Here is a 12,206-nt window from a genome sequence, read left to right as displayed (position 1 = left end):
GCTGCCGCGTTTGGGCTTGTTTACGGGGCAGCAGCGCATGCTATGCATTAGCATGGTGATCGCAATATTCAACGCGTTCGATCAACCGCTCGATCTCGCGATCGGAAAATACTTCAATACCGTGATGACGCAGTAATTCAGCGGTGACGCCGCTGCCTGCTACTTGCGAACCATCAAATCGCCCGCTGTATATGATGTGTGTACCACAGGATGGACTCCCTTCCGTCAGGAGAGCGAAGCGGCAGTTATTCTGTTGTGCCATTTGCAGCGTTAGCCAGGCACCCAGAATATAACGCTCGGTTACATCGCCGCCAGTGGCTTCAACAACGTTGGCGCCAGCCTTGATGACAGAATGACTGCCCGAGGTGGGAATAATCTCCGCAGAAGGTCTGGGTGTAGAGAAACCCGCAGCCAGTTCTGGGCAAAACGTAATCAGTCTCGCCTGTTGTCGCCACTGGGCAAGATACTCGCCGACAGATTTCTTTTCAGTACCGTTATAGCGAACGGGAAAACCAGACAGACAGGCGCTGATCAGAATGTTACTCATCGCGGGGCATTCCCTCTAAAAGGTGAACATAGGCGTGGCTGCATTGAGTCATCATGCTCGTTGTCTGGAAGAGAAACGCCGCTTCAAAAAATGGAGAACAGCAGGACAACGGGAAAACTCAACGGCCAGGTTAGCCCCACCAGTAAGGAGGCAAAGAATCGGATGAACAGCGATTTGTCTCTACTTAACAAAAACGTCACGATCAGGGAAACGACAAAGCCGATCGTGTAGGTAAGTTTGATGAGTTCCCAGAGGGAGTGATGTGGCACGTTTGTTTCCTTTTATCCTCGAAGCGCCTGCATTTTATGTTGTTAATATTTTATGATCAATTTTTTAACCCATAATGGTTTGTCGTGAGGCATCGCTCTGTGGTGTGTATTTTGTACTACAGTGATTATCCTCTGGTTAAAATGAGACCTTCGGTATGAAAACAACACTGGCTGTTGCGATGGTGTGTGCTGTTGCCCTGCTTTCTGTTTCTACACCTAAATAACTTCGCCAAATAGTAGATCACTTGAAGGGAACTCAGTCCGAGTTGTGCGATCTGATCAATCGCCAAATCAAAACAAATCACCAACCGGACTGAGCGATGCCGATCATAGCAGCAATCCCTGATGAAGAACGACGACTAATGCGTAAAGAAGCCCAACAGACACATGATAAAAATTACTCCAGACGACTCATCGCCATACTGATGCTGCATCGGGGAATGACTGTCACCGACGTTGCCAGACTGCTTTGTGCGGCCCGCTCATCCGTTGGAAGGTGGATAAATTGGTTTACTTTACATGGTGTTGAAGGACTAAAGAGCCTCAAAGCCGGACGAGCACCGCGCTGGCCAGTCGCTGATATCCTGCATATGCTACCGCTTCTTATTCAACGCTCTCCTCAGGATTTTGGCTGGCTGCGCTCCCGCTGGAGCACCGAGTTGTTGGCACTTATCGTTAACCGGCTTTTTAACGTGGCGCTGCATCCTTCCACGTTGCATCGCTATCTGAGACGAGCGGGCATTGTCTGGCGCAGAGCCGCGCCAACACTGAAAATCAAAGACCCAGATTATGAGGAAAAACGACTCGCCATCGAACAAGCGGTCTCTCGGAAACAAACAGAGCATCCCGTGTTTTATCAGGATGAAGTAGATATCGACCTGAACCCGAAAATCGGCGCGGACTGGATGCTCAAAGGGCAACAGAAACGTATTACTACGCCGGGACAGAACCAAAAGTATTATCTGGCAGGGGCACTGCATTCGGATACGGGACGAGTTCATTACGTTGGCGGCAGTAAAAAGTGTTCTGATTTATTTATCAATCTGTTAGAGACATTACGGCGGACATATCGGCGAGCGAAAACCATTACGCTGGTCGTTGATAATTACATCATTCATAAAAGCCACAAGGTGAAAAAGTGGCTGGGAAAAAATACGAAGTTCCGGTTGTTGTTCCTGCCCACGTATTCGCCGTGGCTGAATCCAATCGAGTTGCTGTGGTTGTCGTTACACGAAACGATAACGCGTAACCATCAGTGCCGGTATATGTGGCAGTTACTGGAACAGGTAAAATTATTTATGAATGCCGCTTCACCGTTCCCCGGCAATCAGCATGGTCTGGCTAAAGTGGAGCGGTATTAGGCGAAGCTATTTAGTATGGCGAAAAATTCTCGGATTTCTGATGAACAGATCAAAGAAAAGATTATTCAGGAATCGATTTCGTCTTATTCTGGTAATTGCCCTTGTCCTTATAATTCAGCACGTAATGGTAGAAAGTGCGGTAAGCGTAGCGCATGGAGTCGGGCAGGCGGCGATTCGCCAATTTGTTACAAAGACGACGTGACCAGAAAAATGATTGATGACTGGAGAGTGAAAAATTGAAATACATAACATTCGGCAGGGAAATAAAAATAGCGAAATAATAATCTCTTTGCTAAGGGAACAATTAAACTATTTCTGTGACAGAAATATTAAATTTTTATTTCAGTATGGACATTGTAGGCTGGCTGTCATAGCTTACTATTTTACCCCATGAGAAAGGTAATAAAATGAGTGAGATATCTAGCCTGTCCCTGAAGATTTCCCCAGAGCTGAAAGAAAAAATCAAAGCGGCTGCTCTGGAAAACGAAGTATCTATCAGTGCAGAAGTTAGTGCCCGGTTACTGAGGAGCTTTGATGAAAGCCACCAGGCCTCTGAACTGTCTTCTGAATCGGTCGACAGCCAGGGGACAGAAGAAGTCGGTGCAGAAGTGCCGCTGACGCAGAAAGAGCTAAAGAAAATCCGGGAATTGCTGAAAGGTAAATCTAAAGCGGCTTCCAAGAAAAAGTAATGCTGGAATGTGACGTTGAATCTTTGAACGATTCAAAAAGTAAATAACAAAATACGCACCCAGACGTCTCGATAAAAGACATCTGGGTGCGTATTTTTTTCAAGGCGTTCTGTCCGTAATATTGCTTTCATAGAAATCGAAAATCACTAGAAATTATTCTATCGTCCTTATTTTTTTGATCTTATTCATTACCAGTTCCCATGCAATAACAATATAAAATTAAACGGTGTTTATTTAATTTTATAACGAATCGTTATCTTTTATTTTTGATTTTTTTGTTACATCCTAAATACAAAGCTTATCCTTCCTGAAAAGTGTATATCTTATAAATAGATAGATTATAAGAAAATGATCGATTTAATAGATATTAATGTCATAAGTTAGAAAATATAAAGATTATCTACAAAAGGCCGATACCCCCTTCGGCGTAAGGAAAACGTGTTCTGGTTTTTATTCACCCTTATTGCTGCTATTTAACCCTAATTTCAGTAGCGGTAATGTTCCTGAATTTTATGGGGCATGGAAATGTAAGGAGCTAGTTATGGTACGGGAACGTGCAGTGAAAGATGAGGTGTAAAGGATGACATTTTTTCCACTGCCAGTATGTGCAGATGTCTGGCATCAAGCGCGGTATCTGGCTAGACCAATTCGATTGCACCGTGATGGGTGTAGTTTGATGAGCATGCCTGTCTACATATTTTTTATGTTTCTCACCAGGGCATATAAATAGTCTGTCCAGAGATGTGTATTTTTTGTTATGAAAACGGTATTGGCGATATCTGTATTTATTGAATAAATATTAATTTTTTAATTATATGCATCTATACAGATAGAGAAAATTAATTAAGGAGATGTTAATGAGTTTGTCCAACTGGCGTATAGGATATCGATTAGGGGCGGGGTTTTCTTTTTTAGTATTAATGCTTTTGGTCATTGGCAGTGTTGCAATTTCAAAGCTAAGTGATTTTCATGGAAAAATGGATGAGATTGTTTCGCGAAATTATCCACTCACTGTCAAAAGTAACAAGCTTATTGATGAACTGAATAATTACCTCAATAACCAGCAGTTGTTGCTGCTACTGAAATCAGAAAGCGAAATTAACAAACAGTTGACACTGAACAAAGGGCGTTCAGGAACGATATCTGAACTCATGGAGTATTTGAACCAGTCTGTCAATGACGATAAATCGTTGGCAGTACTGCGTGATATTAGCGATATCCGACGCGATTTCCTTGGTTCAGCGAACAAACTCTCATCACTGGTCTTGGCAGGGAACACCGCTGCCGCTGCCGAAGAGTACTTCAATGTAACGCGTGTTACTCAAGCGAAATACACCAGCAAAGTCAGCGAGTTCATCGACATACAGGATGACAAAATGTCATCCTCTGCGCGAGAAGTGGGTGACAGCTATAAAAATGCGCTGATGGTTCTCGCTACGATCATAATCATCAGCGCGCTGGCTGGATTGATTATTGCTTCACTGATCACCCGCAGCGTCACTCAGCCTATACAAGAAGCACTGGGTGTGGCCGAAAATGTCGCGAAAGGTGATCTGACCTCTGAAATTTATACTGGTCGTAAAGATGAAACCGGCCAACTGTTATCTGCCTTGAATAATATGAACAGTAGTTTAAGGCAGATTGTCAGCCAGGTGCGCGATGGCGCAGAAACGATCTCCAGCGCCGCATCGCAGATTGCCGCGGGCAACCAGGATTTGTCTGCCCGAACGGAAGAACAGGCAAGCTCGCTGGAAGAAACGGCGTCATCGATGGAACAATTGACATCGACGATAAGAAATACCGCCGATAATACAACGCAGGCGACAGATCTTGCGGCCAGCGCGTCAGCAACGGTGAAAAAAAGCGGTGCCATGATGGAAACGGTAACGCAGGAAATGCGTGGTATCCGGGATTCATCACAGCGTATGGCGGAAATTATCGGCGTGATTGATGGCATTGCATTCCAAACTAATATTCTGGCGCTGAATGCAGCCGTTGAAGCGGCGCGAGCGGGTGAACAGGGGAGAGGGTTTGCTGTTGTCGCCAGCGAGGTCCGTGCGTTGGCTCAGAGAAGCGCTACGGCGGCAAAAGAAATCAAAGAGCTTATCGATGATTCGTTCAAGAAAGTACAAGACGGCATGGGGCTGGTAGAAGAAACGGGCGTTACGATGAACTCACTGGTGATGAACGTGCAGGGTGTAACAGGACTCATCAGCGAGATTGCGCAGGCCAGCCGTGAGCAAAGCGATGGAATCAATCAGATCAACCTGGCCGTTGGGCAGATTGATACCACAACTCAGCAAAACGCCGCATTGGTTGAAGAATCTGCCGCCGCTGCGCTCTCTTTACAGGATCAGGCAAATAACCTCGCGCGTACGGTCAGTGTGTTCAATCTTGGCGCATCGTATAAAAGCGCTTCGTTAAGTAGAAAAGCAGAAGCGCCTGCACTGGCTGCGCCTAAAAATGACCGTACAGAAAAAACGGCAGCCAAAGGTGAGTTAGCAGACTGGACCACGTTCTAACGTCTTACCGTTAACTTGTGTGGCTGATTGACCGCCATTGTGTGCACACGTTGTGTAACACAATGGCGGTTTTTTATTGCCGTGTCGGGCAATGATGACACTACAGAAATCAGCTTTTAGCGATAGTTTGCTTAGGATGATTCATATACCACCGAGCAACATCAATGAGCAGGAAGATGAGCAGGCTGATCCCCATGACGGGCAAGCTCACTGCCAGCAGCAGCGTAATAAGCGCAATCAGCACGCGCTGAAAGACTGAGACCAGTAATAATACCGCGGTTAGTGTGTTGATCGGACTAGCGTCATGGCGAGATTTTGGACGACGTATCCACCACATACGATAACCCCATACAATCATCGTACAGAGCCCAAGACCAAATGCCGCGAGGATGAGCTGATTGGGTAAACCGAATAACACGCCCATGTGAGCATCCACTCCCCAGCGCGTGAGTTTGGCGGCAAGCGGGAAGGTGTTGAAATCGGTTTTATCTACAATCTCCAGCGTATCTGGGTTAACCGACACGGCATCAACCTGCGTTGGCCAGGAACGATCAATCTCACTGACGGTCCAGGCACGGTGTGGTTTGGTGGCTGGGCGGATTTCGATTTTATTCGCATCAATCCCTGCATAACGTGCGGCGGCCAGAATCTCATCAAATAACGCGAGTGAATAGGCTCCAGCATCCCTCATTGGCATCGGCGCATGGTGTTCAGCGTGTTCATCCGTCACTATCGCTGTCATATTGTGACCGTGCATCATATCGTGATGAGACATCGGTGCGGGCAACTGCGTGTTCACCGATGGGGTCTGCCACCCTAGCGCGGTACGCGCGACAGAAATGTTGCTTCCCGCCCACTGCGACCAGGTTAACCCCGTTACGGAGAAAAAGAGCAAACCGAGCACAAGAGTCAGCCCCATCGTGGCGTGCCAGTGGCGCAGACGCTGCGTCTTTGCGGTCGTCGTCTGGCTATTTTTAAATTTCCGCCGTTTGGCCGCTGACGACAGATGTCGGGTTGACCACCAGATAACAATGCCGCCCAGTGCCGCAACCCACAGCCAGGACGCTGCCAGCTCACTGTAATTACGCCCGACATCGCCTAACAGCAGCCCGCGGTGCAGGTAATCAAGCCAGGTACGGAATGGCAGGATGCCGCTGGTGCCGTAAACAATCTCACTACCGCGATTTTCCAGCGACACGGGATCGATGAAAACGGCACGACTTTCTGATGGCCCCAATTCCGGCAAGGCAAACATGACGCGGGTAGTTTGTCCGGCGGCAGGTGCAGGACGTATCGCCAGTAATTTTGCACCCTGATGGTGAGCAAACCCCGTCTGTGCCGCACGGATTTGCTCCGCCAGAGAGTGAGTTGTACCCTGACTTTCGGTGAAAAGCTGGTGTGAATATAGCCGATGTTCAATCTGCGGAGTCAGGACATACAGCGTCCCTGTGAGAGCGGCGACAAAAATAAAAGGGCCGACAAAAATACCGATATAAAAATGAAGCCGGATGAACAGGGCAACAATTGCGGCACGTGGCGATACATTATCCATCGCGTGTTTATCCGACTCACTTTTCCCAGATGAGCGCGCGCCAGAGGCGGCGACAGTGGTTGATGCCTTATTGGGGTGTGACATAGAACCCTCTAAAATCATTTAGCAAAAAATAATCAAACGCCACACCTGAAAAGGGTATAGCGTGATGCGTTATAAATGCACATAAATGATGATGCGTGATTCAGAAAGGCGGGGCGCGGACGACAGGAGAAGCATAACGTTCGGGAAGGACAGTGCGGGAGATAAAGTGAATAATCAGCGCTTTAGATAAAGACGTCGTCAGTATGGGGGGGGGTGAGCGGGTTGCGAACAACGCTGGCGTATACGAAAAGAGTACGCAATAACCGCAAGCAGCATGATCCATCATCATGGACGGTGATGAGGGAGAATGGTGTGATTGCGTCGCGTGATGCCCGAACATCTCCTGTCCGGTATGATTATGATGCGGTTCGGCTATACTGCCACTGTGTCCGGTGGATGCTGCTGTATCATACGCGCGGGTCGTATGTGCCGTAGCACTATGTGTCGTAGAACCAAGCGTGCTTGTACCATTTTCATGAGTATGAGCCCCATTAAGCACGAGTGTTTGTGAAATCACTGGTGCAATGAATATGGTCAAAATAGCGAAGATGCCGACCCAGGCTGGGAAACTTCGCCGTTGTAGCGCGGACAAAAGCATAGCAGTCTTAATTCAACAATACCGGGTTCAGCCAAGGCGTGTACTTTAACCTGTCCCTGCATTGTTACACAAATGTTTATATTCGGTATTCTTCACACGTCATGTGAACCGTCGTCGCTATCCGTTACGGTTTTTATCGGTGGAGCAAGAGGAAATGGCATGGGCGTAAACGGAATAATCCTACGCACGCGCAGGTTGATATTCGCTATAGTCCGTGGCTGTTTTCCATTTTACAGCTCGGTTTATCATGCTTTATCGTTCTCGTTGTTTAAACGCTGACCTATTATGATGGACAATATCTTTATCAAGTTGTGGGAAAGCTAACTTATCCATTAATATGGATTTTAGTTGATTGGAGCACACCAACAGGGGGAGCTGTGCTGGATAATAAATTTGGGTTTAAACAGCGGGTTGCTAGCCTTCGCTGGCTGTCCGCGGCCGTTATGCTGTCTGTAAGCGCAGTGCCTGCTTGGGCATTTTCTATTGATGATGTGGCGCAGCAGGCTGAAAAGCTGGCTCAAAAGGGTTTTGAAGCACCGAAAAGTAATCTGCCTGCGCAATTTCGTGATATGAAATTTGCGGACTACCAGCAGATTCGTTTCAATAACGATAAATCATACTGGAATAATGTACAGACGCCTTTCAAGCTCCAGTTTTACCATCAGGGGATGTATTTCGATACTCCGGTGAAAATTAATGAAGTGACGGCGACAACGGTTGATGAGATTAAATACTCTTCTGAGTATTTTGATTTTGGTTCCGTTAATCACGATCCTGAAACGGTTAAAAATCTTGGCTTTGCCGGTTTTAAAGTTCTCTATCCGATCAATAAAGCCGATAAGAACGATGAAATCGTCAGCATGCTAGGTGCCAGTTATTTCCGTGTGGTAGGTAAAGGCCAAATTTATGGCTTGTCCGCCCGTGGTCTGGCTATCGATACGGCTTTGCCTTCTGGCGAAGAGTTCCCGCGTTTCCGTGAGTTTTGGATTGAACGCCCCAAACCAAATGATAAACACCTGGTGATTTATGCGCTGTTGGATTCGCCACGTGCTGCTGGGGCTTACCGTTTTACCGTTTATCCTGGTCGTGACAGCGTCGTAGACGTTCAGGCTAAAGTTTTCCTGCGCGATAAAGTGGGCAAGCTGGGCATTGCTCCGCTGACCAGTATGTATCTGTTTGGGCCGAACCAGCCATCGCCGACGCTGAACTACCGTCCAGCGCTGAATGACTCTAACGGTCTGTCAATTCATGCCGGTAATGGTGAATGGATTTGGCGTCCTCTGAATAATCCTAAGCACCTGTCCGTGAGTACGTATGCGGTAGAAAATCCGAAAGGGTTTGGTCTGTTGCAGCGTGGCCGTGATTTTGCTGCCTACGAAGATCTTGATGACCGTTACGATCTGCGTCCAAGTGGCTGGGTTGAGCCAAAAGGTGAGTGGGGCAAAGGGAAAGTTGAGCTGGTTGAAATCCCTACCGCGGATGAAACCAACGACAATATCGTTGCCTTCTGGACGCCGGATGTGTTGCCAGAAACGGGCAAACCACTGGATATTAAATATCGCCTGCACTTTACGCGTGACGAAGATCAACTGCATTCCCCGAACATTGCCTATGTTCAACAGACCCGCCGCTCTGCTGGTGATGTTAAACAATCTAACCTGATCCGCCAGCCTGACGGCACGATCGCTTACATTGTTGATTTTGTTGGACCGAATTTAAAAGAGTTGGATGAGAATGCACCAGTCGCCTCTCAGGTCAGCATTGGCGACAACGGCGAGATTGTAGAAAATAATGTTCGCTATAACCCGGTAACTCATGGCTGGCGTCTAACGCTGCGTTTGCGTGTGAAGGATGCGAAACAGCCGACCGAAATGAGAGCTGCGTTGGTTAATGGCGAGACGACATTGACTGAAACCTGGAGCAATCAGCTGCCTGCTAATGAATAAGCCAACTTCTTCTCTCGATTACATTGAGAAACTTCCTCTGCCTGCTCCGCAGGCAGAGGTTCTTCGCGAAAAATTACCGCAAGCGGCCTGGAACGATCAGGCCGTTTTGCATCAGGCCTTGTCTGAGGATAGCCAGTCTGAAGGTCGCCAGGTCAATGTTCAGTCTGAAGATGATGCTGCGCTGCATTCCGTGCAGGCTCGTCTTGAAATGACCTGGGCTGATGGTCTGGACAACGGTAAGCAGCTCGGCACAGACAGGGAAGGGCGGACGGCATTAAAAGCGATGCCCGTCATTACCCGCGCCTCTATGTTCCCTGATGTTTGGCGGACGAACCCACTGATTCGTTGGTGGGAAAGTCTGTTGGGCCGTACCGTACCGCCTCGTCCTCACTACAGCCCGGAAGAGAAAATTTCCGAAAACCGCTGGCGTCTGGTGGGGACAATCCGTCGCTATATTCTGCTGACGTTGACGCTGTTCCAGACGGCGATCGCAACGTGGTATATGAAAACCATCCTTCCTTATCAGGGGTGGGCGCTGATCGATCCGTTCGAAATGGCGGGGCAGCCTTGGACACGCTCCGTGATGCAGTTGCTGCCTTATGTGTTGCAAAGCGGCATACTCGTTCTGTTTGCGGTGCTGTTTTGTTGGGTATCGGCCGGGTTCTGGACCGCGCTGATGGGGTTCCTGCAACTGCTAATTGGTCGAGACAAATACAGTATCTCTTCCACGACGGTGGGTAACGAAGCGCTGAATCCCGAGCATCGCACGGCGTTAATTATGCCGATTTGTAATGAAGATGTAGAACGCGTGTTTGCGGGATTACGTGCGACGTATGAATCGGTTGAAGCGACGGGCAATCTTGAGCATTTTGATATTTACGTCCTGAGCGACAGTAACGACCCCAATATCTGCGTAGCAGAGCAAAAAGCCTGGATGGAGTTGTGCCGTGATGTTGGCGGAGCAGGGCGCATCTTCTATCGCCGTCGCCGTCGCCGTGTCAAACGTAAGAGCGGCAATATCGATGATTTTTGCCGCCGCTGGGGTAACCAATATAGCTATATGGTTATTCTGGATGCCGATAGCGTGATGAGCGGAGAATGTCTGACGTCTTTGGTCAGACTGATGGAAGCGAACCCGAACGCCGGTATCATCCAGTCCTCGCCGAAAGCCTCTGGCATGGATACGTTGTATGCACGCTGCCAGCAATTTGCAACGCGTGTTTACGGCCCGTTGTTCACCGCTGGCCTGCATTTTTGGCAACTAGGTGAGTCACACTACTGGGGACATAACGCGATTATCCGCGTTAAACCGTTCATCGAGCACTGTGCTCTGGCACCGCTGCCGGGTGAAGGTTCGTTTGCTGGTGCGATTCTGTCTCACGACTTCGTTGAAGCGGCGCTGATGCGTCGTGCAGGATGGGGCGTATGGATCGCATACGACCTGCCGGGAAGTTATGAAGAACTACCGCCTAACCTGCTGGATGAACTGAAACGTGACCGCCGCTGGTGCCATGGTAACCTGATGAATTTCAGGTTGTTCTTGGTTAAAGGTATGCATCCTGTTCACCGTGCCGTTTTCCTTACCGGTGTGATGTCTTATCTGTCTGCACCTCTGTGGTTTCTGTTCCTGATGCTTTCTACAGCCTTACAGGTTGTGCATACGCTGATGGAACCACAGTATTTCTTGCAACCCCGACAGCTATTCCCCGTCTGGCCGCAGTGGCGGCCAGAGCTGGCGATTGCGCTCTTCTCGACGACATTAGTCTTGCTGTTCTTGCCAAAACTATTGAGCGTGATTCTGGTGTGGGCGAAAGGGGCAAAAGAGTACGGTGGCGCTGTGCGGGTATTCCTTTCTCTGTTGCTGGAAATGCTATTCTCGGTTCTGCTGGCACCGGTTCGTATGCTGTTCCATACGGTGTTTGTTGTCAGTGCGTTTCTCGGCTGGTCGGTGCAGTGGAATTCTCCACAGCGTGACGACGATGCGACCCCCTGGAGTGAGGCGTTTGTGCGCCACGGTTCTCAGTTGATTCTGGGGCTGGTCTGGGCGATTGGCATGGCATGGCTGGACCTACGCTTCTTGTGGTGGCTGGCTCCGATCGTCTTCTCACTGATTTTGTCGCCGTTCGTTTCGGTTTATTCGAGCCGCGCGTCATTGGGGCTGGGTTGTAAGCGTGCCAAGCTGTTGATGATACCGGAAGAGTTTAATCCTCCACGCGAATTGGTCGCTACGGATGAATATTGCCGGTTGAACCACCAGCGTAGACTCGATAATGGGTTTATGCAGGCTGTCTTTGATCCGTCAGTTAACGCTCTTGCCAGTGCAATGGCAACGGCGCGTCATCGTTTTAGCCAAGCAATTGAAGACGTACGTGAGCAGAATGTACGTGATGCCTTGAGTCGTAAGCCAGAAGAGGTGAGCAATAATCAGCGTCTGGCATTGCTTAGCGATCCCGTTACAATCTCGCGCTTGCACTACCATGTGTGGCAAAAACCGGAAGCGTATGCTGCGTGGGTTGAGTCTTACCAGAAACTTCCCGCACCTCATATCAAAAGCTAACTGCTTGTAGTGTAGAAAATGAGTAGCATGAAAGATAAAGCAACGGCAATCAATGCCGTTGCTTTTTTTTCGTCTGTCATA

Annotated in this window: 10 protein-coding genes; 6 read left to right on the top strand and 4 right to left on the bottom strand. The window is 48.5% G+C overall.

The genetic code is table 11. The features are described from left to right. Positions 1-40: 40 nt before the first annotated feature. Entirely contained in the window at positions 41-547 is a 507-nt protein-coding gene (locus DMB82_RS12185) for a 2-thiouracil desulfurase family protein (RefSeq protein WP_116164261.1), read from the bottom strand. Positions 548-630: 83 nt separating this feature from the next. Continuing rightward, positions 631-816, bottom strand: coding sequence for a GhoT/OrtT family toxin (locus tag DMB82_RS12180; protein ID WP_102119047.1), 186 nt, complete (start codon positions 814-816; stop codon positions 631-633). Positions 817-1,136: 320 nt separating this feature from the next. Here DMB82_RS12180 and DMB82_RS12175 point away from each other — a divergent pair, with 320 nt between their 5' ends. The 4 genes from DMB82_RS12175 (at position 1,137) to DMB82_RS12160 (ending at position 5,388) form a co-directional block, all read left to right on the top strand. Beyond that, positions 1,137-2,177 (top strand): IS630 family transposase, encoded by a 1,041-nt coding sequence (locus tag DMB82_RS12175; protein WP_228399992.1) that lies wholly within the window; start codon positions 1,137-1,139, stop codon positions 2,175-2,177. 15 nt (positions 2,178-2,192) lie between these two features. After that, on the top strand, positions 2,193-2,417 hold the full coding sequence (locus tag DMB82_RS12170) for a hypothetical protein (RefSeq protein WP_116163066.1): 225 nt from the start codon (positions 2,193-2,195) through the stop codon (positions 2,415-2,417). 167 nt (positions 2,418-2,584) lie between these two features. Beyond that, on the top strand, positions 2,585-2,866 hold the full coding sequence (locus DMB82_RS12165) for a hypothetical protein (protein WP_102119049.1): 282 nt from the start codon (positions 2,585-2,587) through the stop codon (positions 2,864-2,866). Positions 2,867-3,723: 857 nt separating this feature from the next. Continuing rightward, the gene (locus tag DMB82_RS12160) at positions 3,724-5,388 is read left to right on the top strand and encodes a methyl-accepting chemotaxis protein (RefSeq protein ID WP_102119050.1); all 1,665 of its coding nucleotides are present in this window, start codon (positions 3,724-3,726) and stop codon (positions 5,386-5,388) included. Positions 5,389-5,497: 109 nt separating this feature from the next. Here the strand turns inward: DMB82_RS12160 and DMB82_RS12155 are convergent, their stop codons facing one another. After that, on the bottom strand, positions 5,498-7,024 hold the full coding sequence (locus DMB82_RS12155; RefSeq protein WP_102119051.1) for a PepSY-associated TM helix domain-containing protein: 1,527 nt from the start codon (positions 7,022-7,024) through the stop codon (positions 5,498-5,500). A 100-nt stretch (positions 7,025-7,124) separates the two neighbouring features. Beyond that, on the bottom strand, positions 7,125-7,622 hold the full coding sequence (locus tag DMB82_RS12150; RefSeq protein ID WP_116163064.1) for a DUF2946 domain-containing protein: 498 nt from the start codon (positions 7,620-7,622) through the stop codon (positions 7,125-7,127). A 443-nt stretch (positions 7,623-8,065) separates the two neighbouring features. Here DMB82_RS12150 and DMB82_RS12145 point away from each other — a divergent pair, with 443 nt between their 5' ends. Both DMB82_RS12145 and mdoH read left to right on the top strand, forming a co-directional pair. After that, complete coding sequence (locus DMB82_RS12145; RefSeq protein WP_102119077.1) at positions 8,066-9,568, top strand: glucan biosynthesis protein G; 1,503 nt, start codon at positions 8,066-8,068, stop codon at positions 9,566-9,568. Then, positions 9,561-12,125: a glucans biosynthesis glucosyltransferase MdoH gene (mdoH, locus tag DMB82_RS12140; protein ID WP_102119053.1), complete on the top strand. Its 2,565-nt coding sequence runs from the start codon at positions 9,561-9,563 to the stop codon at positions 12,123-12,125. The genes DMB82_RS12145 and mdoH overlap by 8 nt, the downstream gene beginning before the upstream one ends. The last annotated feature ends 81 nt before the right edge of the window (positions 12,126-12,206 follow it).

It is taken from the genome of Pectobacterium aquaticum (genome assembly GCF_003382565.3).
GTDB classification, from domain to species: domain Bacteria; phylum Pseudomonadota; class Gammaproteobacteria; order Enterobacterales; family Enterobacteriaceae; genus Pectobacterium; species Pectobacterium aquaticum.
The sequence above is the reverse complement of the archived record's forward strand: the minus strand, read 5'-3'. Positions and strand labels throughout refer to the sequence as shown.

Excerpts from the sequence above, each read along its gene's own strand:
- DMB82_RS12185 (WP_116164261.1), bottom strand. The coding sequence starts at position 547 with ATGAGTAACATTCTGATCAGCGCCTGTCTGTCTGGTTTTCCCGTTCGC.
- DMB82_RS12175 (WP_228399992.1), top strand. The coding sequence starts at position 1,137 with ATGCCGATCATAGCAGCAATCCCTGATGAAGAACGACGACTAATGCGT.
- DMB82_RS12170 (WP_116163066.1), top strand. The coding sequence starts at position 2,193 with ATGGCGAAAAATTCTCGGATTTCTGATGAACAGATCAAAGAAAAGATT.
- DMB82_RS12165 (WP_102119049.1), top strand. The coding sequence starts at position 2,585 with ATGAGTGAGATATCTAGCCTGTCCCTGAAGATTTCCCCAGAGCTGAAA.
- DMB82_RS12160 (WP_102119050.1), top strand. The coding sequence starts at position 3,724 with ATGAGTTTGTCCAACTGGCGTATAGGATATCGATTAGGGGCGGGGTTT.
- DMB82_RS12155 (WP_102119051.1), bottom strand. The coding sequence starts at position 7,024 with ATGTCACACCCCAATAAGGCATCAACCACTGTCGCCGCCTCTGGCGCG.
- DMB82_RS12150 (WP_116163064.1), bottom strand. The coding sequence starts at position 7,622 with ATGCTTTTGTCCGCGCTACAACGGCGAAGTTTCCCAGCCTGGGTCGGC.
- DMB82_RS12145 (WP_102119077.1), top strand. The coding sequence starts at position 8,066 with ATGCTGTCTGTAAGCGCAGTGCCTGCTTGGGCATTTTCTATTGATGAT.
- mdoH (WP_102119053.1), top strand. The coding sequence starts at position 9,561 with ATGAATAAGCCAACTTCTTCTCTCGATTACATTGAGAAACTTCCTCTG.